This is a genomic window from Loktanella agnita (genome assembly GCF_046640325.1).
Taxonomy (GTDB): domain Bacteria; phylum Pseudomonadota; class Alphaproteobacteria; order Rhodobacterales; family Rhodobacteraceae; genus Yoonia; species Yoonia agnita.
This window is the reverse complement of sequence record NZ_JBJMBF010000003.1, coordinates 144139-166076: the sequence shown is the minus strand read 5'-3', so window position 1 is coordinate 166076 and position 21938 is coordinate 144139. Positions and strand designations below refer to the sequence as shown.

The window sequence follows — 21938 nt, the reverse complement described above, 5'->3', positions numbered from 1 at the left end:
TTAACGTATAGTTAACCAACCTGCCCGATCATCTCTTCTTGCGAGAGGATCGGGTTTTCGATGTTTCATTTTGATGTAGATGACAGTCCTTCAAACGGTCTCGTTCAGACAGATTTTTCCGCGCCTTTCCTGATAGATGCGCTGATCGCGCGCGGGCAGATTACCGCACAAAAGGCTGGCATCGCCCAAGCCGCCGCAACACGACAAGGGCTGCCTCTGGCCGATGTACTATGCCTTTCGCGCGGAGTCTCGCAATACTCGATTGCCACCATCTTTGCGGACCATACCGGGGCGCAACTGATCAACCCTATCGAACAACCGCCCGATTGCAGCCTACTGCAACGCTACGGCCCTGCAAACTGTCTTCGTGATGGATTAATGCCTTGGCGACAGATCGGCGGCGACACAATTGTGCTTAGCACGCAACCGGGGCAGTTTGCCCGCCATCAGGCCCATCTGCGCAGGCTTTTTGGCAAGGTCCGCATGGCGGTCACGGCCCCGGCGCAATTGGATCGCTGCATTTCCGAACAATTTGGCAACACCCTCGCCCGCGCAGCCGAGCGGCGGGTGCCTGATGACAAAAGTTGCCGGAACTGGAATCGGGGCATGGCGCTTGGGCTGGGGTTGTGCTGCGCGGCGGCCTGCGTAGCTGGGGCGCTGATGGCGCCGCAGTTTATCCTTGCAGCGCTGACACTTTGGACAATCCTGACCCTACTGATGACAACACTGCTCAAGGCGGCGGCAGCTTACATTGGCTGGCGCGACGACCCGGTGCCAACCTGCGCCATCAGCCCGGCCCCGCTGCCGGTGATCACTATGCTTGTCCCTTTGTATAACGAAACTGCGATTGCCGATCACCTGCTGGCGCGGCTTGCCGACTTGGATTACCCGCGCGAATTGCTGGATGTCTGTTTGGTGATGGAAGCCGACGATCTGACCACCCGCGCCACGCTGGGCCGCACGATCCTGCCCACATGGATGCGGGCCATCATTGTGCCGAAGGGAACGATCAAGACAAAACCCCGGGCGCTGAATTACGCGCTCGATTTCGCACGCGGCAATATCATCGGCGTGTGGGATGCCGAAGACGCCCCCGCGCTTGACCAGCTACATATCGTGGCGCAGCATTTTGCGCAGACGGGCCCTGATGTGGCCTGCTTGCAGGGAGTTTTGGATTACTACAACGCGCCGACCAACTGGCTGACCCGCTGTTTCACCATCGAATACGCAGGCTGGTTTCGGGTCGTCCTGCCGGGGCTGAACCGGCTGGGTCTGGTCGTCCCACTGGGTGGCACCACCCTGTTTTTCAGACGCGACGCGCTGGAACAGCTCGGGGGTTGGGACGCCCACAATGTCACCGAAGACGCCGATTTGGGCGTCCGGCTTGCGCGGCATGGCTACCGCACCGAACTGATCAGCACAGTGACCGAAGAAGAGGCGAATGGCCGCGCGTGGCCTTGGGTCAAACAACGGTCGCGCTGGCTCAAAGGTTACGCCATCACCTACGGCGTGCACATGCGCAACCCCGCGCGGCTCTGGCGCGACCTTGGCGCATGGCGGTTTTTTGGTATCCAGCTTTTGTTTCTTGGGACGTTATCGCAGTTTGTGTTCGCCCCGGTGCTCTGGACATTCTGGCTGCCTGTCTTTGGCATAGACCACCCGCTGAACGGGATGATCGCCCCTTGGATGTTCTGGGGATTGGCCGGGCTTTTTATCCTGTCAGAGGTGACAGGCTTCTGTGTCGCCGCCATCGGGGTGCATAAGGCAGGTAAATCTTGGCTGACCAAATGGGCGTTGACGCTGCAACTCTATTTCCCGCTGGCGGCGCTGGCCGCTTACAAAGGCGGGATCGAATTGGTCAGCAATCCTTTTTACTGGGACAAGACCGCCCATGGCATTTTGCTGCCGGACGGCTGGCAAAAGACTACTCCGCCGCCTCCACTGCCTGCGCATCCAGCTTCAGACGGGTGACAAACGCCTCTGAAATATGATCCCGCAGCGCCTGATAGGCCGCAGCACCATCGCCCGCCTCAATCGCTTCGACGATCCTTGCATGTTCGTCCAGCGACTGTTCGGTCCGGCCCTCTGCCGCCAGTGATGTGGTCGCCAAAAGGGCCATCGACCGATGTACCAAATCCAGCTGCTGCACCAGAAACCGATTGTGCGAACCAAGGTGGATCTGCTTGTGAAACCGCCGGTTTGCCCGGCTCAGCCCTTCGGGATCACCGATCAGCTTGCGGTCCTCTTCCAGCATATCGCGCAGTACTTTCACCTCTTCGGGTGCGGCATGGCGCGCGGCAAGACGGGCCGCCAGCCCTTCCAACTCGCCCCTGACCACATAAAGCTCTGACAATTGCGAATGATCCAGCGAGGCGACGATCAACGACCGGCCATCGCGTGTCAGCAATGACTGCGTTTCCAACCGCTGTAGCGCCTCGCGGATGGGGGTGCGCGACACGCCGAAACGCTCTGCCAATTCGCTTTCCACAAGCCGGTCGCCCGGCTTGTAGATATGGCTGTCAATCGCTTCAAGGATCAGCGTATAGGCATCTTTATTGGTCGTGCGTGGGTCAAGCATAAACGATGTGCCTTTCGTGGTTGAAAGATCATACGCCCGCAATCACCCCAAGGCAATTGCAGCGCCGCCGCAGTACGGCTATCCATCGCTCATGGTTGCCAATCTCTTTGCACATATCGACACTTGGGTCTTTGATCTCGACAATACGCTCTATCCGCCCACTGCGGATTTGTTCGGGCGGATGGACCCACGGTTTTTCGCCTATATCATGCGGGTGACAGGGGTTGATGCGGACGCGGCCCCTGCCCTGACCAAGGATTTGTGGCAACGGCACGGCTCTACCCTCGCCGGTCTGATGCGTGAACATGAAGTCGACCCGCATCATTTCCTTGCCGATGTGCATGACATCGACATTTCTCATCTGACCGCCGACACCGCACTTGCCGGGGCCATCGGGGCGCTGCCGGGACGCAAGATTGTCTTTACCAACGGCTCGCACAATCATGCAGAGCGGGTCTTGCAAGCACGCGGCCTGACCGATCAGTTTGATGCGGTCTATGGCATTGAACACGCGGAGTTTCAGGCAAAACCCGCTAAAGAGGCCTTTGCCACCGTTTTTGAGCTTGCCGGTCTGGCCCCCGCCACGGCCGCCATGTTCGAAGATGAGCCGCGCAACCTTGCGGTACCGCACAGCCTTGGGATGCGCACGGTGCATGTGCACCCGACACCACATGAAAGCGATCACATCCATCACCACACCGATGACCTGACAGCTTTCTTGTCGCAGTTAGGGCGCTGACCCTTTCCGCCCGGCAGCGCGCGCCATATGTAAAGCGCATGGAACGTAAATCGACTGATATTCTGATTGGCGGCGGCGGCGTGGCAGGGCTGACAGCAGCGGCGGCCTTTGGCACTGCCGGGTTCAACGTCACGATCGTGGACCCGAGCACGCCGATCACTACGCGTGACGCGGAAGGGGCCGACCTGCGCACCACCGCATTCCTGCAACCAGCGCAGCAATTTCTTGAAACAGCGGGGCTTTGGGACCGGCTTGCGAGCCATGCCGCCCCGCTGCAAATCATGCGCATCGTTGATGCCGCGGCCAATCCGCCGCTTATCCGCGATTTCGATGCAGGCGATATTTCGGACAAACCTTTTGGCTGGAACCTGCCCAACTGGTTGCTGCGGCGGGAAATGGTGGCGCGTCTGGGCGAATTGCCCAATGTCGATTTTCGGCCCGGTATCGGATTTGCGCGCATGCTCCCACGTAGCGAGACCGCAATCGTGACACTGACGGACGCCAACCAGATCAGCGCAAAGCTGGTCATCGGGGCCGACGGGCGCAGCTCTGCCGTGCGGCAGGCCGCCGGGATCAGCGCCACAACCACGCGCTATGGGCAAAAGGCGGTGACATTCGCCGTCACCCATGACGCGCCGCATGACAATATTTCAACGGAAATCCATCGCGCAGGCGGTCCCTTTACACTGGTCCCCCTGCCCGACCATGACGGCAAGCCCTGCTCTGCCGTCGTCTGGATGGAAAGCGGGCCAGAGGCGCTGCGCCTCGCCGCATTGCCCGCGGCTGAATTTGAGGCCGCCGCGACCGAACGTTCTGCCGAAACCTACGGCCCGCTGACGCTTGCGTCACGCCGCACGGTCTGGCCGATCATCAGCCAAACCGCCGATCAGCTGACCGCGCCGCGCACCGCGTTGGTCGCCGAGGCCGCCCATGTGATGCCGCCCATTGGCGCGCAGGGGCTGAACATGTCGCTCAAGGATCTCTCCTGCCTGCTTGATCTCGCCCGTGCCAAGCCAAGTGATCTGGGCAGCCCAGCAATGCTTGACAGCTATGCCCGGCAGCGCCAGCCTGATATCAAGCTGCGCGCGGCTGGCATTGATGCGCTCAACCGCGCCTCTATCGCGGGGCACCCCGTCTTGCAGCAGATGCGCGCCAGCGGTGTTGCCACGCTTTACGGGCTCACCCCGGTGCGGCGCACCCTGATGAAGATGGGACTTGGCGCGCGAAGTTAAAGCACACGGTTCAACACAGGCACCAGCCGGGCCAGCGTCGCATCCACATCATAAAGCTTATCCAGTCCGAACAGCCCCAGCCGGAAAGTGCGGAAATCCTCAGGCTCGTCACATTGCAGCGGCACACCCGCCGCGATCTGCATGCCTTGCGCCACAAATTTCGACCCGTTCTGGATTGCGGGATCGTCAGTATAGGTGACAACCACCCCCGGCGCCCCGAACCCATCTGCCGCGACAGATTTTAACCCCTTGTCTCGCAACACTTGGCGCACCGCCTCGCCCAGCTTCCACTGGGCCTCTTTCAAGCGGCCAAAGCCGAATTCCTGCGTCTCCAGCATCGTATCCCGAAACGCGCGCAACCCGTCCGTGGGCATGGTCGCATGATAGGCATGGCCACCGTCTTCATAGACCAGCATAATGCTATGCCATTTCTTCAGATCTATCGCAAAGGAATTGGCCGTGGTGGTGTCCATCCGATCCACCGCACGCTGAGACATCACCACCAGCCCGGCAGAGGGTGTGGACGACCAGCCTTTCTGCGGGGCCGAGATCAGCACATCAACCCCGATGGCTTTCATATCGATCCAGACACAGCCTGACGCGATGCAGTCCAGCACCATTAGCGCGCCGACCTCATGCGCGGCTTCTGCCAATGCGGTCAGATAATCATCGGGCAAAATGATCCCCGCAGATGTTTCCACATGCGGCGCAAAAACCACGTCGGGCTTCGCTTCGTGAATGGCGGCGACCACTTCGGCAATCGGGGCAGGCGCAAAGGGCGCGTGCGTGTCATTGCCCGCCTGCCCTGCTTTCATCACTGTTGTCTTTGCCGCGAAGCCGCCTGCGTCGAAAATCTGGCTCCAACGATAGGAAAACCAGCCATTGCGCACGATAAACGCATGCGCATCATGGCCGAACTGACGGGCGACTGCCTCCATCCCATAGGTGCCGCCACCGGGAACAATCGCCACATGGTCTGCGTGGTAAACCTCTTTCAGCATGCCCGATACATCGGTCATCACACGCTGAAATGCCTTGGACATATGGTTCAGCGACCGGTCGGTGAATACGACCGAAAATTCCATCAACCCATCCGGATCAACATTATCTTTGACTATCTGCGTCATCTCTCGCCCCTTTGTTCACACGCAATCGGTATGGACAACCTACCGGCAAAGACAATGACTAATCGCGCGATACGCAAGCAGAACCGCGCGTGGGCATGCAGGATCGGAAACCTGTCAACCGATCCCCGTCACAATGCAAGCGGCGGCGCAACGCGGCGGCGGTCGTGAAACACGGTGCGATTGCGCCCATCGTTCTTTGCCTGATAAAGCGCAAGGTCAGCGTGTTGAATGGCACCCGAAATATCAGCGCAAGCTTCTTTCAGGCCACCACCGATAGACACTGTAACAGAAACAATCAGATCACCATGGCTAATCTGGGCGTCAGCCACAGTCTGCCGCATCCGTTCGGCCACATGAAATCCTGCGTCGGCACTGTGATCATGCAGAAAAATCATGAACTCTTCACCACCAAATCGGGCAACGATATCTTCGGGGCGCACGGAATCGCGCAGTAATGTGGCCACCGCTTTGATCACCGCATCCCCCGCCATATGCCCATAAGTGTCATTGATCCGCTTGAAGTGATCAATATCTACCATCAGCGACACACCATAGGCATCCGGTGCCTCAGCCATCCGAGCGAAAAAGAAATCGCGCGTCGCGATATCGGTCAACCGATCGCGATCAACAAGCCGTTGCAACGTCCCCGTCAGCTTTTCGTTTTTGCGGATTTCGTTGAACAGAATAAAGCTGCTTGGAAAGGCGCAGCTGAAAGCAACCAGCGCGGCTTTCGGCAACACATCCCACGGATCGTCAATATCAAAGCCCAGCGGCACAGCAATAAGTGTAACGACAATCGAAATTGCCGCGCTCAGGGCGCTAAAGAGCACCACACCGGAAGCTGTCTTTGGTCGCGGTAACACGGGAACCCTCAGGCCAGATACCCGCCAATCCTAAGCGCGATCACTTAACAGCCCGTTGTCAAGCACCAAGCGGCCCCGGACGGCGTTCTTCGCTCAGCAGCACATTCGCCTCGACATCGCCGACCCCGGGCAGCGTCATAATCCGGCGCCGCAGCACCCGTTCAAAATCGGCCAAATCACGGGCCACGACACGCAGCCTGTAATCATACAGACCCAACACATGATCGACGGTCTGCACCTCTGGAATCGCATCAACGGCACGTTCGAAATCCGCAAGACTGACCCGACCTTTCATCGCCAGCTTGACGCCGAGAAAAACCGTCACGCCGAACCCGGCTTTGTCCGCATCCACCAGTAAACGACGCCCAGTAATCACGCCGGCGCCCTGCAATCGCCTGATCCGACGCCATGTCGCAGGCTGGCTCAGGCCCAGCTTGTCTGCAAGCCGCGTCGTCGATTGCCCTGCATCCTTTTGCAAAGCGATCAGGATAGCGCGATCCAAATCATCCAGCGTCATAGCGGCAACCGCATATCTGATTTCACATTGGATACATCCATCAGCGCCTCGATATCTGCGATATGCGGCAAGGTCAGAATACGGTCCCTATACAGCCGCTGATAGTCTAGCAGATCGCGGGCGATGAGCGCCAAGCGCACATCGACGCGGCCCAGAAACGTCTGAATCTCCAGCACCTCTGGCACATCACGCGCGGCAGTCAGAAACTCGTCAAACGCACGGGCGACCGTCTTATCCAATGTGATGCGCAGCGAGACATGCACCGCAAATCCCAGCGCGCGCCAGTCAATGACATAGACCTGCCCCGCGATAACACCATCGGCCTGCATGCGATCCACACGGCGGATCACGCGTGCAGGCGTCAGCCCGACCCGTCCGGCAAGTTCAGGCATGGTCAGCGCAGGCTCTGCCTGCAACTGGCGCAATATGGCACGATCAACATCATCAAGCATAATTAATGGGATAATTCATCATACTACGAATAACAATCTCCCTTAGACCGCATACTCTCACAATTCACCCCTCACATTACCCTCAACCACCCGTTAGAAAGACCGCAACGCAACCTAACCAAGGATAAAACCCATGCGCGTATATTATGATCGCGACTGCGATGTGAACCTGATCAAGGACAAGAAAGTCGCCATTCTGGGCTACGGCTCCCAAGGCCACGCCCACGCGCTGAACCTGCGCGACAGCGGAGCAAAAAACCTCGTCGTCGCACTGCGCGAAGGCTCACCCAGCCAAGCCAAAGCCGAAGGCGAAGGGCTACAGGTCATGGGCATCGCAGAAGCTGCCGCATGGTGCGATGTGATCATGTTCACAATGCCCGATGAATTGCAGGCCGAAACCTACAAAAAATACGTGCATGACAACCTGAAAGAAGGCTCTGCCATTGCTTTCGCCCACGGGCTGAACGTGCACTTCGGCCTGATCGAACCAAAGCCCGGCGTCGATGTCATCATGATGGCTCCCAAAGGCCCCGGCCACACGGTGCGCGGCGAATACACCAAAGGCGGCGGCGTGCCCTGCCTTGTGGCCGTGCATCATGATGCGTCCGGCAAGGCGATGGAAATCGGCCTGTCCTATTGTTCCGCCATCGGCGGCGGGCGTTCGGGGATCATCGAAACCAACTTCCGTCAGGAATGCGAAACCGACCTCTTTGGTGAACAAGCCGTGCTCTGCGGCGGTCTGGTTGAACTGATCCGCATGGGCTTTGAAACACTGGTCGAGGCCGGGTATGAGCCCGAAATGGCCTATTTCGAGTGTCTGCACGAGGTGAAGCTGATCGTAGACCTGATCTACGAAGGCGGCATCGCGAACATGAACTACTCGATCTCGAACACCGCCGAATATGGCGAATATGTCAGCGGTCCACGGATTCTGCCCTATGACGAAACCAAAAAGCGGATGAAGGACGTGCTGACCGACATCCAAACCGGCAAATTCGTGCGTGATTTCATGCAGGAAAACGCTGTTGGCCAGCCCTCCTTCAAGGCGACACGGCGGATCAACGACGAACACCAGATCGAACAGGTCGGTGAGAAACTGCGCGCCATGATGCCATGGATTTCCTCCGGCAAAATGGTCGACAAAGCAAAGAACTAAAGCGTTTCGATTTTGACCTAAGACATCACAGATCACCAATTGCGTTTGAGCCGCAGGCGAAAGGCAGCGATTGGTGATTCAGGTATAAACCGAAATGCTCTAACCACCCCGTAAGGTGGATCTTGATCCACCCTGCGCAAAAAAAGCCCGGTCAACGACCGGGGGATATAACGATATCCGCAGACAAATAGTCTGGCCTACAAATCGAAGCCCGCACTTGACCGTGCGGGCTTTTACTTTGCGTGGGTCAGCTTGGATTTCAAAGGCCTGATCCAAAGAGTGGGCGACCATTCGTGCCAAGTTGGGCAAAAGTTACCCGAAATCGTGGAATGGAAAGACCATACGTGGCTTATCGGCGCCCAGTTCCACCCCGGACTGAAGCCAAAACCCTTAGCCCCCACCCGCTCTTCGCGGATTTTGTGCAGGCCGCAGTGGAAAATTCGCGGCTCGTTTAAGAGATATCCAAGGTCCGGTTTGCGGACAAAGCGCTATTTCGCTACGTTTGCGCCAATGGCTGCTTTGCTTAACTACGCAAATCTTTGCAGCTATGACCGCGAGCAGGAAAGATGAGGGCGAAACTTCTACAACTGGCCTTTTAGATTGCGCCTTCGATCCTTCTGCGCAGCGCGCTGAGGTCTTCATGCGGGTAGACATAAACTGCTTCGTTTGTGCTGATTTGCACCTCTGTCATGGACGCGATGACGCTAAGCCGGGTCTGTCCAACTTCGAATTGCCAATGGATACGGTCGTTTTCAATCAAGTCGAGCCGCCATTTGGCGGGAGCGGACTTGCGCTGTGCTTCCTCCAGCCACAGCGCCAGCGCCAGCGCCTCTGGCAAGTGAGCGCGTTGATTGAACGCCGCAATCCCCTCCCCTCTTGCGTTGGCGATCTTGCCCAATCTCCGCGTTTTCCGGATCGCTTTTTGGCGAGTTAGGCGCTTGAAGGCGCGTTCGGCACTCCGTTTTGGATCGACAAAATAGAAGAGGCCGAAAAAGAGCCCGCGAGGCGTGGCAGGAAAGTTGATGCTGCGTTCAAGCACTGCATCCGGGTCGCCCGTGGCTTCAAAAACAGAGACGGTTTCTTTGCCGATTTCGAGGACGAAGGCATGTTCGCCGGGCACTGTTGTCAGGATGCCCTCGCGCATAGGGTGGCGCGTTTTGGCTGCGCCCGCACGCAAGACTGCCGCGTTGGCAGGTGTGCGCCCTCGCTCAATAGGGCCAGCGCTGCACAGGTCGCGGGCTTCGGGAGGGCCTGCTTCATGTCTGTCAAAAGCGCAGCCAGACGCGCGGCCTTTACGTGTGGGTCGGCGGCGACTGCGGCCTTTACCTCTTCCTCAAATGTGTCATCGGCGACAATCACCACTGACGCAAAAGAAACCAAGAGCCGCAGTTCTTCAATGTCGGAAAAAATTGCGGGAAAACGTACATACCCTTTTTTGTAACCTTTCATATGCAGGAAGGTTTGCGCATGCGCCTCTGGCAAGCTGTTGACGCTGGCAAGCCAGGTTGCTTCATCCAAGGTACCGGCGTTGAACAAAGCAGCGTTATAGGGTTTCAGCGCAGGTGAGACATGTGGGGTAAAGCCCGTTTGTATTGCTGCTTCGTCAGGGTTTTCAGCCATCCAAGCCTGCACATCGCGCATGATGCGCAGGGTTTCGGGCATCTCATAACGCTCAGCCGCTTCCATCGCCCAGTCGAGAAATTGCTTGGGGTCGCCGTCATAGTAGTTGCGCGCATTCCACATGAACTGGCTGTGCCCGCCGTTGCGCACATTGCCAAGGTAATAGCCAAGCAGAAACGCCGCGCGAAGATCGGGGTTAAGCCTGTCCCATGTGACACCTGCACCCAGCAAAATATGCATCTGTTTGTTGAACAGATCCGATGGCAGGGTTCTGCCTTCTTGTGCAGAAAGTGTCAGGAATAGGGGGAAAGGGTCGGTCATGCTGCTTTGCTGAGCTCGCAATTAAGTTACTCCAATGCGTTGGGCTGCTAACCACGTTGTAGATCATCGGCATACAGCTTTGAAAGTGGACATTCCGGCATGGTGCAGCATCCGTTGCTTCGGGCTCACTGCCGCCGTTGTGCCCTCCTCCCTTTAAAACCCAATAGTCACTTTCCGCGTAACGACAAAACTCGCGCTCACCTGATCCTCTGACTGGGTAATGGGGCTCTCGGCCGCGTCGCCTTGCAGTTGGTCATAGCGCAGCGTGCCGGTCACGCCCCAGTCATCGTTGAACTGATAGCTGGCCTCGGCCTTGATCCCGGCGCTGAGCCAGCCAGACTGCGCATCGAAGCTGTCAAAGTCACTGGCAGCGCTTTCCGCGGGTGTCACGCCGAAATAGGTCTGCGCATAATCGTCGCTCCCCCACAACAGGCGCGGACCGACGCGCAGGGTGACTTGCGGCGCAAGGGAAAGGATCAGATCACCGCCGACCTCGCCCACCAGCGATTCATGTCCGATGATACCGTAGCGCAGATCGGCAAAAACTTCGTAGCCCTGTTGCGTGTAGCGCGGCCCGCCGCCCAGTTCGAAGGAGGCATCAACATCATCCAGCCCCGCCAGTTCGGCGAAATCGGACGCGCTGCGTGCGCCCACGTACCGGACGGAACCGCCAAAGCTGAGCCCGTCATCACGCGGCCCACCCAGCGACAGGTTTCGAAATTGAAGCTTTTCAAGTTTAAAGCTGCCGGTGGGCGAAATCTCATTTTCGTCGGCCCCAAAATAACCGGGCGTACTGTTTGGCCCGACACCAAACCGAAAGGAAATCCCGTTTTCCTGCGCGCTTGCACCGGTGGCAAGTCCAAGCGCCGTCAGGCAGAGCAGTGTTTTTGTGATCATGGAAATACCCAATTCAAAACGATACAGCTTTATGAATAGCGCAGCGCTGCCCGTAGGCAACCCCCTTGGACTGCGCATGAATTGCCGTTACCTGTACGCCAAGAGATCAACGGGGCAGGATCATGCTTTCCTATCAACACAGCTATCACGCGGGCAATCTCGCAGATGTGCACAAGCATAGCCTGCTGGCCTGGATGTTGGCCTATATGACCCGCAAGGACAAACCGCTAAGCTATCTGGAAACCCATGCTGGTCGTGGTCTTTACGACCTTGCTGATGCAGCTGCGGTGAAGACGGGCGAAGCGGCGAAAGGTATCGGACAAGCATCGGACTGGTTTGCACCGGATCACCCTTACAGCAACGTGCTGCAACGCATCCGCGCGACCCACGGTCGCGATGCCTACCCCGGATCGCCGCTTGTCGCGGCCGAAAGCCTGCGGCCGATAGACAATATTCATCTGGCCGAACTGCATCCGCAGGAGTTTGCGGCATTGCAGGCAAACATGTCCGTCTATGGTGGCGTGCTGCGCCAGCGCGACGGCTATGAAATGGCCCTGTCGCTATGCCCCCCAGACCCGCGCCGGGGCCTGCTGCTGATTGATCCGTCGTTTGAGGTGAAAGCAGATTACCAGACGATCCCAAAGACACTGGCGAAAATTCATCGCAAGTGGTCTGTGGGCGTGCTGGTGCTATGGTATCCGATCCTGACGGATGCGCCGCATATACCCATGATCCGGGCATTGCAGGACGCCATCCCCGATGGGGTGACGCATGAAGTGCGCTTCCCCCCGGCCCGGCCCGGCCACCGGATGATCGGCTCTGGCCTCTATGTGGTCAACGCACCCTACGGGTTCGACGCGGAAGCAGCGCAATTGGGCAGGCGCTTCGCGGCGCTGATCTGACATCATCCGCGCGCAACGGCACGCCGCCACCCACACATGCGCCATTCCACATATGAAATTATTTCACCGCATTGATCTGGATCAAATTAGTTGGCATATCATAGTGTCAGCCGGGGGCCATTCATGACAGAGCAATCGAAAATCATCGCCGCGCAGGGGGCGCTTGCCCGGCAGGATTGCAGGTCCTGCCCGATCCGTCATCGGGCGGTTTGCGCAGAATGCGGTGATGATGATTTCAAACGTCTGGAGGCAATGAAAAGCTACCGCAGCTGGAGGGCCGGTGAAACAATCACGCTGGAAGGCGCGGTACTACCATTTGTTGGCACCATCGTACGCGGCTGTGTCACGCTTTCGCAATCGACAGAGGATGGCCGGGTGCAGACAGTCGGCCTGATGATGCCATCTGATTTCATCGGACGGCCCGGCCGCGCAGAGGCACACTGCGAAGTTACCGCAATAACCGATACGACGCTTTGCTTGTTCGACAGAAAACAGTTTGAGCGCTTGCTAATCGAAACGCCCACGGTGGCCAGACGATTACTACAGATGTCGCTGGATGAACTGGACGCCGCCCGCGACTGGATGCTGCTTTTGGGATGCAAGACCGCACGCGAGCGGGTGGCAACGTTTCTGAGCCTTGTATTACGGCGCGCTGCGTCAGAGGCCGCACCGTTAAAGGCGGAACTGCCACTGGGCCGGGAGGCGATGGCGTCCTATCTTGGCCTGACGATAGAAACCGTCAGCCGTCAGATCACAGCGTTGCGGCGCGACGGCATCATCGACCTTGCGCCAGGTGGCCGCACTGTCATCTGTGACGATCTGGACGCGCTGTTGATCGCCGCAGGCACAGGACATGCCCCGACCTAACCATTTTCAGCTGCGCAATTGCTTTATTAAAGCGTTTCGGTTTTAACCTGAGACACCACCGATCACCAATTGCGTTTGAGCCGCAGGCGAAAGGCAGCGATTGGTGGTTCAGGTATAAATCGAAATGCTCTAGGTCAAGGTGCCGCGCTTGCCAGCATCTGAACTGATCGCGGCACTGTTGGACACAACAAATACTCGACGTACCAAAGTCCGCAAATAAAAGCTTCAAGCACGATGCAACCGCTCGCCCGCCGGAAACGCCGCGTTGAACGCAGCCTGTCCTGCCTCATCAAAAATCAGCGCTCGGCTCTGACTATCGCGGCTGAGCCAACCCTGCGTTTCCATCCGCGCCAGCATCGCGCGCCCGACGGACCCGGCCAAATGCGTGCGCCGTTCGCTCCAGTCCAGACAGCTCCGGCAAAGTGGTGCGCGTTGTGCCGTCAGCGCTGCGATATCAACGCCGAACGCCTCAACAAATCCACGCCCCTTTTCGGTCAGCACCGGCACGTCGCAATCATCCTGCAACAGACCGCGGTCAATCATGCTGTGAAACATCTGCACCCCCATCCGGCCTGCCAAATGATTATAACAAACCCGCGCCTGCCGCAGTGCTGCGTCTTTCGGGCCGGTTCGGCTGCGCAATACGCCTTGGCCCGACGCAAGCCCCATTAGCGCTTCAAGCGTCACCGCCACATCCGCATGGGCCAGCGCGAAATACTTGTGCCGCCCCTGCTTGCGTACCTGCACCAGCCCGCCGCTCAGAAGTTTCGCCAGATGGCCGCTTGCGGTCTGCGCCATCACGCCAGCCTCTGTTGCAAGCTCGGATGCGGTCAGGGCCTTCCCGCTCATCAGCGCTGTCAGCATATTGGCCCGGGCCGGGTCCCCGATCAGGCTGGCGACAACCGCGATATTTGGGCCTTCTTTCATAGTTCGACCGTAGCCGAAGCATTTACGCGCATCAACCAGCTAGAAGGACGCAAAGAAAGGAAAACCATGCTGACCTGTATCATCAAATACCATATCGACCCGACCAAACGAGACGCCTTCGAAACCTATGCGCGCACCTGGGGCCAAGCGATCCCACGCTGTGGCGCCGATCTAATCGGCTATTTCGCACCGCATGAGGGCTCATCAACGCTGGCCTATGGCATCTATAACATCCCGTCGCTCGCCGCATACGAGGCTTATCGCGAAAGGCTGGCCGCTGACCCACTTGGGCAAGAAAACTATGCCTTCGCCCAGCGCGAGAAATTCATTCTACGCGAAGACCGGACCTTTCTTCGGCTTACGTCAGCACCACATGGTAAACCATCATGATCGCCGTGATCTTTGAAACCTACCCAGCAGAGGGTCGGATGGACGCCTACCTTGACCATGCCGCACGGCTACGGCCAATCCTGAAGGACATGGAAGGTTTCCAATCGGTCGAAAGGTTCCAAAGCCTCACTGACCCGCATAAGCTGCTATCGCTGTCTTTCTTCGAAGACGAAGCTGCGATTACCCGCTGGCGCAATCTGCCCGCCCATCGTAACACGCAAAGCGCTGGCCGCGCCGGGCTTTTCACCGATTACCGTTTGCGGATCGCCACAGTGTCCCGCGACTACGGGCTGCATGATCGGGCACAGGCCCCCGACGATAGCAAAAAAAGCCACGGGTGAAGGCGCGTGACTATAGCGTTTGACGAAATACCCAAGACATGACGTATCTGCTAACGCGTTGAAATCTATAATTTCAGGCCGCGTTAGTAGATACACGTTTTTCGCATAACGCTTTCGCACCCTATTCGCGGGCTACAGCCAAAAGCCGTGCTACCGCGACAAAACGCAATCATTGAAAAAAATCGTCGTTTCCTATATCATAACAATAATTAGTTTATGTCAGTGCATTTTATATTTCAAAAATAAACAGATACATATTTTCCGGGACGATCGATGCGATACCATTTACTGGATGGGTTTCGAGGATTCTTTCTCGTTTTTATGACCGTCAACCACATGAACACAGAGCTTGGCACGATCCTTGGCAAGCTCAATCATCTGTCATTTGGCTGGGTCGAGGATGCGCAAGGTTTTGTGTTCATCTCTGGCCTTGTCGTCGGGCTTGTCTATGGGCGAATTTATATCAAGCGATCCTACCACGACATGCGCAGCGCTATTTACCGGCGTATCCGCACCATCTATCTCTATCAATTCGCACTGATTGTCGGGCTGGCAATCTGCGCCGTTCTACTGACCGGCCATGAGCGTCTACCCGCTTCGCTCCAGCCCTATCTTGACCTCCCCGTGCATTTCACCACAGCGGCGCTGTTTTTGATCACCGGGCCAGAGCATATGGGCATTCTGGCCATGTATATCTGGTTCATGTTTGTCACACCGCTGATCATTGCTCTGTTGCATCGGGGGTTCTGCCTGCCGGTTCTGGTGCTATCGGTCAGCACCTGGTTTGTCGCGCAGCTGGGTCTGCTGGAACTGATCATGCACGTGGCGCAGATGGCCGTTTCACCTGCCGACACCCCGCTGCGGCTGGGGCTGCATTTCAATGTCTTCGCATGGCAGATACTGTTTTTCCTCGGTATTTTTATCGGGCTGCGGCTGGCGAATAATCAACTGGACCTGTCTTTTCTCAAGGCGCGAGCGCTCTGGCCCAGTATCGCGATCCTGTTTGCCGTCTTCATCATCCTCGGCGTTTACGACCGCATCATTTTTAATGAACTCGTTTCGCTGGCGTATTCCCAGCAGATGCTGCTGGCCGTGAACCGGGGGGATTTCTCTCTCATCTATCTTGTCGCATTCCTCGTCGATCTTTTGCTGATCACATGGCTGCTGGTCGCCGGGCCAACGGTGCCCTCGCGCTTGCTGCGCTGGCTGGCCAGAATGGCACATCGGGTCTTTTCCCATCCCGCATTGGTTTTTCTGGGGCAGCATTCGCTACAAGTCTTTAGCTGGCATATCGTGCTATTTTACATCGCCGTCATCGGCCTGAACGGCCAAGAACCTACTGAGGTTACTGGCACGCTCCTTCTGCTTGCGAGCATCGCATCGCTTTACATTCCGGCCTATATCCATGATCGTCGGGTGTCGTCCCGCAAGGCCCGCGCATTCGCATTATCCCGTCGCTAAACGACGGGATCAGATTGCGGAAAGGCGGCTGGGGCAAGAAATATCCAGAGTTGCCGATGATGCCAGACCAGCCAAGCCGAACCGCACAACACCCCACCTTGGCCAACTGGCTGTCCATCATGATCCTCGGGCTGATCTGGGGTGGCACCTTTATGGTGGTCCGCATCGCGCTGGATGGCTACGGGCCAATTACCGTTGCCTGCGCCCGCACCTCGCTTGGGGCTATCGCGCTGCTGGCACTGATGTGGGCCATGCGCCGACCGCTGCCCGACTTCAGCGCACGGATGATGAAATACCTGATTGTGATCGGATTGCTGAATACTGCCGTGCCCTTTGCCCTGCTCAGCTGGGGGCAGCAATATGTGCCCTCTGCCTTTGCAGGGATTTCCATGGCGGCGCTACCGCTTTTCGTGCTGCCGCTGGCGCATGTCTTTACTGACGAAAAACTCAACCTGCGCAATGCTGTGGGGGTAACGCTTGGTTTTGTTGGCGCGATTGTCCTGATCGGCCCCGGCGTGCTGCGCATCGGCACCGGGATGGAACCTTTGGGCCAGATCGCCTGCCTTGCTGCGGCATTGTCCTATGCGGTGTCCAGTATCATGACCCGGCGCTGCCCACCGATTGACCCAATCACCATGGCGGCGTTGCTGCTGGCGGTCGGCGCCGCTGCCCTGATCCCTGCGATGCTGCTAACCGAAGGCCTGCCGGAAATCGCCGACAGGCGCAGCACCTTGGCCATCCTGTTTCTGGGCTTCATCCCGACAGCACTGGCTGCCGCATTACGGGTGATCACCATCCGCTCTGCCGGGGCCGTGTTCATGACATTGGTCAACTATCAGGTGCCGCTCTGGTCGGTCGTCTTCGGGGTCGTCATCCTGCACGAGGTCCTGCCACTCCGCTTTTTTGCAGCGCTCGCCCTGATCCTGCTTGGGGTCGGCATCAGCCAATGGGGCGGCCTGCGCCGGTTGCTGGGTCAGCTGATCCCATCCGCCTCTTCGACCGTGACCGACACCGGAAAATGATCTGAATAACCATCCGTATCGACATTCGCCACATTGCCCTTCGGCAAGCCAAAACGGATCGGCCCTTGACTGACAGAGGGTGAGACCATCTCAGCAAAGGCTTCGACCCGCGCCGTACCATCGACGATCTGGTAGGACCCACCCCCGGTCAACAGCGGCTTGCCAACAAGGATCTGGTCAAACAAATTGCCATCGCCCCGGTAATACAGCGTCCCATCCAGCATCCGTTCCCGTCCGCGATTATCAGTCACCGGAAAGCGCAGATAATCCCATGCAAGGTTGTAAAACTGCGCCGACCGTCCCCGCTCCACATCGCCCCGCTCGCGCCAGGCGACAGCGTTGTACCGCAATGACGGATCAAACGGGTCATCGTTGAAATCACCAAAGGCGAGCACCGGCATATCTGAACCGCATTCTTCGCGAATGCGCTGGTGCCAATAGCCCAGCGTTTCGCCCGCCGTCGCCCGGAACCCCGCACTTTCAAGGGCACCGCCCGACCGTGACGGCCAGTGATTGCATAGCATCACGATGTCATTGCCAGCCTGCGACTGAAACGTAGCCTGAAGGATATCGCGTGTCCCTGTGCGACGCAGGACAAAATGATTGAAAATCAAATCCGGATCGACGCTGAATGCGCCCGTGTCATAGATGAACGCAGTGTCGATCCCGCGCTTGTCACGCTCGTTATTGGCATGGACCACACCGTAGCTGCGATCCGGCAAGGCAGCATTCAGCAGCACCACCAAATCGGCGAGGACAAACCCATCTTCCACCTCGCAGACCCCCAGCACATCCGGCCCCGCGCCGCCCTTCATCTGCACAATGATCCGCGACAACTGCGACAGCTTGCGCTCATAAAGCTGCCGGGTCCACCCGCGCAGGTCCCCCCTGACCCGTGCCTTGATCCATTCAATCCGGTGGGGGTGATCCTCGGGACCAAACAGGTTTTCGACGTTCCAGAATGCAAACAGGTGCTGGACCATGGCAATGCTCCTTAAATAAAGAACATCAGGTTAGCATATTTTCGATCGCATATGTACTTGCCACGGATGTAACACCCGCCGGGGTCCATAAGACGGATAAGGTGTCAAAAGTGGCTTTCGCCCATGGATGGTAAAACACTTGCGAGACCAAGCATTACTATCGGCATAGACGTGCACAAATGTCGGTAAACAAGTGCTTAAGCTGCAGCCTCAACCTCTGCAACGATCCCATCTACAACCTGCACCAACAGATCGTCATCCTCGCATTCCGCCATCACGCGGATCAGCGGCTCTGTGCCCGACTTACGGATCAGCAAACGACCCTTACCGCTCAGCTTCGCCTCTGCGTCGGCAATGGCCGACTTCACCCGCGCGCTCTCCAGCGGGGTCTGTCCGGCGGCGTAGCGGACGTTCTTTAGCATCTGTGGCACGGTTTCAAAGCTCTTGCTCAGCGCGCTGGCTTTCTGGCCCGTCTCGATCATCGCCGCAAGGAATTGCAGCCCCGCCAACAGCCCGTCCCCAGTCGTGGCGTAATCCGTCATCACGATATGGCCTGACTGTTCGCCGCCTAGATTCCAGCCATTGGCGCGCATCGCCTCAACCACATAGCGGTCGCCGACCGCGGTCCGTTCCAGACGCAGCCCGCGCCCATCCATATAACGCTCCAACCCCAGATTAGACATGACCGTAGCAACCAGCGTACCGCCGTTCAGCCGTTCCTGATCGGCCCAACGGCCTGCCATCAGCGCCATAAGCTGATCACCGTCAGCAACCTGGCCATTTTCATCAAGGATCATCACCCGATCCGCATCGCCATCTAGGCAGATCCCCACATCCGCGCCAGTCTCTACGATCTTGGCGGCGGCGGTCGCGGTACTGGTCGATCCGCAATTATCATTAATATTCAGACCACTGGGTGACACGCCCACAGGAATCACCTCAGCCCCCAATTCCCACAGCACCTCTGGTGCCACCCGGTGCGCGGCGCCATTGGCGCAATCAATTACGACCTTCAGGCCGTTCAGACGCATGCCATGCGGAAAGGTTGATTTCACCCGTTCGGCATAGCGGAAACGACCATCATCAATCCGACGGGCACGCCCGATATTCGCGGCCTGCACCGGCGCGATCTTACCTTCAATCAGGCTTTCAATCTCGGCCTCAGCCTCATCCGACAGCTTGAACCCATCAGGGCCAAAGAACTTGATCCCATTGTCATGATGCGGATTGTGGCTGGCAGATATCATGATCCCCAGATCCGCCCGCATGGATGTGGTCAACAACCCCACCGCAGGGGTCGGCACAGGCCCCAGCAGCAGCACATTCATGCCCGTACTCGTCAGGCCAGCCGTTAGCGCGTTTTCAAACATATAGCCAGACAGGCGCGTATCCTTGCCAATCACGACGCGATGCCCGTTAGAGCCATCATTGCGAAAATAGCGCCCGGCCGCCGCGCCGATTTTAAGGGCCATTTCAGCGGTCATCGGATAGGTATTCGCCGTGCCCCGCACCCCGTCCGTACCAAAAAACTTGCGTGTCATCGCGTCTCTGCCCCGTTGATTGCCCATGCCAGGTCCAATGCCTGTTTCGTCTCAAACGTATCGTGGATGCGCAGGATTTGCACGCCCTGACGCACGCCTTCCAACGCGACGGCAACCGACCCCGATACCCGGTCCGACGCGCCCTGCCCGCCGCCAATCGTCCCGATAAAGCGTTTACGCGACGCACCCAGCAGGATCGGACAGCCCAACCCATGAAACAAAGACAACCCGCGCAGCAAGGTCAGGTTGTGGTCCATGGTCTTGCCGAAACCGATCCCCGGATCGACGACGATGCCTGCGCGCGGCACACCCGCCGCCTCTGCCAAGGCGATGCGCTCTTCCAGAAAGTCATACACATCCAGCAACACGTCATCATAGCGCGGATCATCCTGCATCGTCGCAGGATCCCCTTGCGCATGCATCAGACAGACCGGCGCACCGGAATTCACCACGGTTTGCGCCATCTCTGGATCAAACGTCAGCGCCGCAACATCATTGATCAAACGCGCACCCGCCTCCATCGCAGCCGCAGCCACAGCCGCCTTGCGCGTATCAATAGAGATCGGAACATCGCTTTGCGCACATATCGCCGCAATCACCGGGGCCGTGCGCGCAATCTCGTCCGCAACAGGCACAAAGGCCGCGCCCGGACGGGTACTTTCCCCTCCAATATCAATGATATCCGCGCCAAAGCTCATCATATTCTGTGCATGGCGCACCGCCACACCCGGATCGGCAAAACGCCCGCCATCGGAAAAGCTGTCCGGCGTCACATTCAGAATGCCCATCAACCGGGGACGGTCCATGGCCATACCCGCAATCTCCGGGTGGGTCGCGGTCAGACGCTCAAGCGCGGCGGCAGGTAAGTCGCTAGCTGACACAATACGGGTGTCTTCACCGCGCGCGTGCACCGCCACATTCGCAAACCAGCTCCATCCCCCAGCGAGGTCATGGGCGTCAGCAGGACGATCCGGCCCCCATTGGGCCAGCGGACGATAGTAAAACGTCATGACAAATCCGCCTGCGTCACATCCACGGTTCGCGCCGGGAAAGGGCCAGCCGGTGCCTCTGCCCCAATGACCAGCAGCTCTTTCGCCTGCATCTCAGCCGCGAACCATGCGACCAAGGCAACCGCATCATGGGGGCCAGCAGCAGGGCCATCGACAGCATCAAGCACAATTTTCGACGGGGCCCAGATACAAATCTGGTCGTTCTTCATTGCCCAATCCAGCTCTGTCCGGGTTCCAACAACCATGCAGCGGCGATCACGGGCAGCGAGCAGCCATGCATTCTGCTCAATCGCCAACAGGTCGATACGGCGCTGCGCCAGCGCATTGCCCACCTGCGGGGCGGACATATCCGCCGGGCCAACACAGAAAATCAGGGGCGCATCCCCAGCCGCCAGCTGGTCGATCCAGCCGGGCAAATGCGGGGCGGCGATGGCGGTATTGGACAGGTAAACAATACGCGGATGCGAAGCCTCTACATGGGTCTGCCCGGCATGCTGGGCACCATTACGGGCGCGCACGATCTCCACCCCCAACGAATAAGGCCCCCGATCCAGCTTTTCGATCCGTACAAAAACACGTTCTGCTTGGGGTTCCAGCAGAATACGCTCGGCCACACGGGCAGCCAGCGTTTCCAGCAGGTTGATCCGCTCGGCTTCAAGTTCGACCCCGATCGCCTCGGTCACCTTGTCATAAGATAGGATACGATCCACATCGTCGTCGATCGGGCCCAGCGGCGACACCTCAACCACCACATTGAACCGAACACGCTGTAACGTGCCACGTTCCTGCTGAAAGGCACCGATTTCCACCTCAACCACGTAATCACGCAGCGAAATGCGGTCACAAAGGGTATTGCTGCTGGCCTCTGCCCGCTCGCTTGGATGGGCAAAGGCAAGACGGATATCGTCGGTCATCGGGTGATCCCGGTTCAGTTGGTGTCACCGGGGGCATACGCGCGGGCGCGATCCGGGGCAAGCATCGGGCACAGCGCT

The 21938-nt window shown here is 58.1% G+C and carries 23 protein-coding genes; 10 read left to right on the top strand and 13 right to left on the bottom strand.

Going from position 1 to position 21938, the window contains the following annotated elements:
• The first annotated feature begins 60 nt into the window (after positions 1 to 60).
• Complete coding sequence (locus ACJ5NV_RS04520; RefSeq protein WP_411642433.1) at positions 61 to 1971, top strand: glycosyltransferase family 2 protein; 1911 nt, start codon at positions 61 to 63, stop codon at positions 1969 to 1971.
• Here the strand turns inward: ACJ5NV_RS04520 and ACJ5NV_RS04515 are convergent.
• A complete protein-coding gene (locus tag ACJ5NV_RS04515; RefSeq protein ID WP_411642432.1) occupies positions 1925 to 2578 on the bottom strand; it encodes a GntR family transcriptional regulator in 654 nt (217 codons plus the stop codon). The two genes, ACJ5NV_RS04520 and ACJ5NV_RS04515, sit on opposite strands and share 47 nt — an antisense overlap.
• Before the next feature lie 91 nt (positions 2579 to 2669).
• Between ACJ5NV_RS04515 and ACJ5NV_RS04510 the strand changes: the two genes are divergently transcribed.
• The gene (locus ACJ5NV_RS04510; protein WP_411642566.1) at positions 2670 to 3317 is read left to right on the top strand and encodes a pyrimidine 5'-nucleotidase; all 648 of its coding nucleotides are present in this window, start codon (positions 2670 to 2672) and stop codon (positions 3315 to 3317) included.
• A gap of 38 nt (positions 3318 to 3355) precedes the next feature.
• On the top strand, positions 3356 to 4549 hold the full coding sequence (locus ACJ5NV_RS04505) for a UbiH/UbiF family hydroxylase (RefSeq protein ID WP_411642431.1): 1194 nt from the start codon (positions 3356 to 3358) through the stop codon (positions 4547 to 4549).
• On the opposite strand, the gene ACJ5NV_RS04500 is transcribed toward ACJ5NV_RS04505, so the two are convergent.
• The 4 genes from ACJ5NV_RS04500 to ACJ5NV_RS04485 all read right to left on the bottom strand — a co-directional run bounded on the left by ACJ5NV_RS04500 (position 4546) and on the right by ACJ5NV_RS04485 (position 7508).
• Positions 4546 to 5676, bottom strand: a complete 1131-nt coding sequence (locus ACJ5NV_RS04500; protein WP_411642430.1) for an aminotransferase class V-fold PLP-dependent enzyme — start codon at positions 5674 to 5676, stop codon at positions 4546 to 4548. The two genes, ACJ5NV_RS04505 and ACJ5NV_RS04500, sit on opposite strands and share 4 nt — an antisense overlap.
• 128 nt (positions 5677 to 5804) lie before the next feature.
• Positions 5805 to 6539: a GGDEF domain-containing protein gene (locus ACJ5NV_RS04495; RefSeq protein WP_411642429.1), complete on the bottom strand. Its 735-nt coding sequence runs from the start codon at positions 6537 to 6539 to the stop codon at positions 5805 to 5807.
• 58 nt (positions 6540 to 6597) lie between these two features.
• Positions 6598 to 7056, bottom strand: a complete 459-nt coding sequence (locus ACJ5NV_RS04490) for an Lrp/AsnC family transcriptional regulator (RefSeq protein ID WP_411642428.1) — start codon at positions 7054 to 7056, stop codon at positions 6598 to 6600.
• On the bottom strand, positions 7053 to 7508 hold the full coding sequence (locus ACJ5NV_RS04485; RefSeq protein ID WP_411642427.1) for an Lrp/AsnC family transcriptional regulator: 456 nt from the start codon (positions 7506 to 7508) through the stop codon (positions 7053 to 7055). Before ACJ5NV_RS04485 ends, ACJ5NV_RS04490 begins: the two co-directional genes overlap by 4 nt.
• A gap of 133 nt (positions 7509 to 7641) precedes the next feature.
• On the opposite strand from ACJ5NV_RS04485, the gene ilvC reads away from it, so the two are divergent.
• Positions 7642 to 8664 carry a ketol-acid reductoisomerase gene (gene ilvC, locus ACJ5NV_RS04480; RefSeq protein ID WP_411642426.1) on the top strand — a complete coding sequence of 341 codons (1023 nt, stop codon included), beginning with the start codon at positions 7642 to 7644 and terminating at the stop codon, positions 8662 to 8664.
• A 595-nt stretch (positions 8665 to 9259) separates the two neighbouring features.
• On the opposite strand, the gene ACJ5NV_RS04475 is transcribed toward ilvC, so the two are convergent.
• The 3 genes from ACJ5NV_RS04475 to ACJ5NV_RS04465 form a co-directional block, all read right to left on the bottom strand.
• The gene (locus ACJ5NV_RS04475) at positions 9260 to 9808 is read right to left on the bottom strand and encodes a hypothetical protein (protein WP_411642425.1); all 549 of its coding nucleotides are present in this window, start codon (positions 9806 to 9808) and stop codon (positions 9260 to 9262) included.
• The gene (locus ACJ5NV_RS04470) at positions 9790 to 10605 is read right to left on the bottom strand and encodes a DMP19 family protein (protein WP_411642424.1); all 816 of its coding nucleotides are present in this window, start codon (positions 10603 to 10605) and stop codon (positions 9790 to 9792) included. Before ACJ5NV_RS04470 ends, ACJ5NV_RS04475 begins: the two co-directional genes overlap by 19 nt.
• 153 nt (positions 10606 to 10758) lie before the next feature.
• Entirely contained in the window at positions 10759 to 11502 is a 744-nt protein-coding gene (locus ACJ5NV_RS04465; RefSeq protein WP_411642423.1) for a MipA/OmpV family protein, read from the bottom strand.
• Positions 11503 to 11624: 122 nt separating this feature from the next.
• Here ACJ5NV_RS04465 and ACJ5NV_RS04460 point away from each other — a divergent pair, with 122 nt between their 5' ends.
• Positions 11625 to 12404, top strand: a complete 780-nt coding sequence (locus ACJ5NV_RS04460; protein WP_411642422.1) for a 23S rRNA (adenine(2030)-N(6))-methyltransferase RlmJ — start codon at positions 11625 to 11627, stop codon at positions 12402 to 12404.
• 123 nt (positions 12405 to 12527) lie between these two features.
• On the top strand, positions 12528 to 13271 hold the full coding sequence (fnrL, locus tag ACJ5NV_RS04455) for a transcriptional regulator FnrL (protein WP_411642421.1): 744 nt from the start codon (positions 12528 to 12530) through the stop codon (positions 13269 to 13271).
• Between the two features lie 225 nt (positions 13272 to 13496).
• On the opposite strand, the gene ACJ5NV_RS04450 is transcribed toward fnrL, so the two are convergent.
• Positions 13497 to 14198, bottom strand: coding sequence for an ArsR/SmtB family transcription factor (locus ACJ5NV_RS04450; RefSeq protein WP_411642420.1), 702 nt, complete (start codon positions 14196 to 14198; stop codon positions 13497 to 13499).
• Between the two features lie 66 nt (positions 14199 to 14264).
• Here ACJ5NV_RS04450 and ACJ5NV_RS04445 point away from each other — a divergent pair, with 66 nt between their 5' ends.
• From ACJ5NV_RS04445 to ACJ5NV_RS04430, 4 genes are all read left to right on the top strand, one after another.
• Positions 14265 to 14588, top strand: a complete 324-nt coding sequence (locus ACJ5NV_RS04445) for an NIPSNAP family protein (RefSeq protein ID WP_411642419.1) — start codon at positions 14265 to 14267, stop codon at positions 14586 to 14588.
• Positions 14585 to 14929, top strand: a complete 345-nt coding sequence (locus ACJ5NV_RS04440) for an antibiotic biosynthesis monooxygenase family protein (RefSeq protein WP_411642418.1) — start codon at positions 14585 to 14587, stop codon at positions 14927 to 14929. The genes ACJ5NV_RS04445 and ACJ5NV_RS04440 overlap by 4 nt, the downstream gene beginning before the upstream one ends.
• Positions 14930 to 15202: 273 nt before the next feature.
• Entirely contained in the window at positions 15203 to 16390 is a 1188-nt protein-coding gene (locus ACJ5NV_RS04435; RefSeq protein WP_411642417.1) for an OpgC family protein, read from the top strand.
• Between the two features lie 56 nt (positions 16391 to 16446).
• Complete coding sequence (locus ACJ5NV_RS04430) at positions 16447 to 17412, top strand: DMT family transporter (RefSeq protein WP_411642416.1); 966 nt, start codon at positions 16447 to 16449, stop codon at positions 17410 to 17412.
• Here the strand turns inward: ACJ5NV_RS04430 and ACJ5NV_RS04425 are convergent.
• From ACJ5NV_RS04425 to ACJ5NV_RS04410, 4 genes are all read right to left on the bottom strand, one after another.
• Entirely contained in the window at positions 17364 to 18395 is a 1032-nt protein-coding gene (locus ACJ5NV_RS04425) for an endonuclease/exonuclease/phosphatase family protein (protein WP_411642415.1), read from the bottom strand. The two genes, ACJ5NV_RS04430 and ACJ5NV_RS04425, sit on opposite strands and share 49 nt — an antisense overlap.
• A 197-nt stretch (positions 18396 to 18592) precedes the next feature.
• A complete protein-coding gene (glmM, locus tag ACJ5NV_RS04420; protein WP_411642414.1) occupies positions 18593 to 19936 on the bottom strand; it encodes a phosphoglucosamine mutase in 1344 nt (447 codons plus the stop codon).
• Positions 19933 to 20946, bottom strand: a complete 1014-nt coding sequence (gene folP / locus ACJ5NV_RS04415) for a dihydropteroate synthase (protein ID WP_411642413.1) — start codon at positions 20944 to 20946, stop codon at positions 19933 to 19935. The genes glmM and folP overlap by 4 nt, the downstream gene beginning before the upstream one ends.
• Positions 20943 to 21860: a dihydroneopterin aldolase gene (locus ACJ5NV_RS04410; RefSeq protein ID WP_411642412.1), complete on the bottom strand. Its 918-nt coding sequence runs from the start codon at positions 21858 to 21860 to the stop codon at positions 20943 to 20945. Before ACJ5NV_RS04410 ends, folP begins: the two co-directional genes overlap by 4 nt.
• Positions 21861 to 21938: the final 78 nt, after the last annotated feature.

What these genes read in the sequence shown, in the direction of transcription:
- ACJ5NV_RS04490 (WP_411642428.1), bottom strand. Translation starts at nt 7,056, where the DNA reads ATGACGCTGGATGATTTGGATCGCGCTATCCTGATCGCTTTGCAAAAG.
- ACJ5NV_RS04430 (WP_411642416.1), top strand. Translation starts at nt 16,447, where the DNA reads ATGATGCCAGACCAGCCAAGCCGAACCGCACAACACCCCACCTTGGCC.
- ACJ5NV_RS04520 (WP_411642433.1), top strand. Translation starts at nt 61, where the DNA reads ATGTTTCATTTTGATGTAGATGACAGTCCTTCAAACGGTCTCGTTCAG.
- ACJ5NV_RS04515 (WP_411642432.1), bottom strand. Translation starts at nt 2,578, where the DNA reads ATGCTTGACCCACGCACGACCAATAAAGATGCCTATACGCTGATCCTT.
- ilvC (WP_411642426.1), top strand. Translation starts at nt 7,642, where the DNA reads ATGCGCGTATATTATGATCGCGACTGCGATGTGAACCTGATCAAGGAC.
- ACJ5NV_RS04445 (WP_411642419.1), top strand. Translation starts at nt 14,265, where the DNA reads ATGCTGACCTGTATCATCAAATACCATATCGACCCGACCAAACGAGAC.
- glmM (WP_411642414.1), bottom strand. Translation starts at nt 19,936, where the DNA reads ATGACACGCAAGTTTTTTGGTACGGACGGGGTGCGGGGCACGGCGAAT.
- ACJ5NV_RS04470 (WP_411642424.1), bottom strand. Translation starts at nt 10,605, where the DNA reads ATGACCGACCCTTTCCCCCTATTCCTGACACTTTCTGCACAAGAAGGC.
- ACJ5NV_RS04450 (WP_411642420.1), bottom strand. Translation starts at nt 14,198, where the DNA reads ATGAAAGAAGGCCCAAATATCGCGGTTGTCGCCAGCCTGATCGGGGAC.
- ACJ5NV_RS04435 (WP_411642417.1), top strand. Translation starts at nt 15,203, where the DNA reads ATGCGATACCATTTACTGGATGGGTTTCGAGGATTCTTTCTCGTTTTT.
- ACJ5NV_RS04425 (WP_411642415.1), bottom strand. Translation starts at nt 18,395, where the DNA reads ATGGTCCAGCACCTGTTTGCATTCTGGAACGTCGAAAACCTGTTTGGT.
- ACJ5NV_RS04465 (WP_411642423.1), bottom strand. Translation starts at nt 11,502, where the DNA reads ATGATCACAAAAACACTGCTCTGCCTGACGGCGCTTGGACTTGCCACC.
- ACJ5NV_RS04510 (WP_411642566.1), top strand. Translation starts at nt 2,670, where the DNA reads ATGGTTGCCAATCTCTTTGCACATATCGACACTTGGGTCTTTGATCTC.
- ACJ5NV_RS04505 (WP_411642431.1), top strand. Translation starts at nt 3,356, where the DNA reads ATGGAACGTAAATCGACTGATATTCTGATTGGCGGCGGCGGCGTGGCA.
- ACJ5NV_RS04460 (WP_411642422.1), top strand. Translation starts at nt 11,625, where the DNA reads ATGCTTTCCTATCAACACAGCTATCACGCGGGCAATCTCGCAGATGTG.
- fnrL (WP_411642421.1), top strand. Translation starts at nt 12,528, where the DNA reads ATGACAGAGCAATCGAAAATCATCGCCGCGCAGGGGGCGCTTGCCCGG.
- folP (WP_411642413.1), bottom strand. Translation starts at nt 20,946, where the DNA reads ATGACGTTTTACTATCGTCCGCTGGCCCAATGGGGGCCGGATCGTCCT.
- ACJ5NV_RS04410 (WP_411642412.1), bottom strand. Translation starts at nt 21,860, where the DNA reads ATGACCGACGATATCCGTCTTGCCTTTGCCCATCCAAGCGAGCGGGCA.
- ACJ5NV_RS04500 (WP_411642430.1), bottom strand. Translation starts at nt 5,676, where the DNA reads ATGACGCAGATAGTCAAAGATAATGTTGATCCGGATGGGTTGATGGAA.
- ACJ5NV_RS04485 (WP_411642427.1), bottom strand. Translation starts at nt 7,508, where the DNA reads ATGCTTGATGATGTTGATCGTGCCATATTGCGCCAGTTGCAGGCAGAG.
- ACJ5NV_RS04440 (WP_411642418.1), top strand. Translation starts at nt 14,585, where the DNA reads ATGATCGCCGTGATCTTTGAAACCTACCCAGCAGAGGGTCGGATGGAC.
- ACJ5NV_RS04475 (WP_411642425.1), bottom strand. Translation starts at nt 9,808, where the DNA reads ATGCGCGAGGGCATCCTGACAACAGTGCCCGGCGAACATGCCTTCGTC.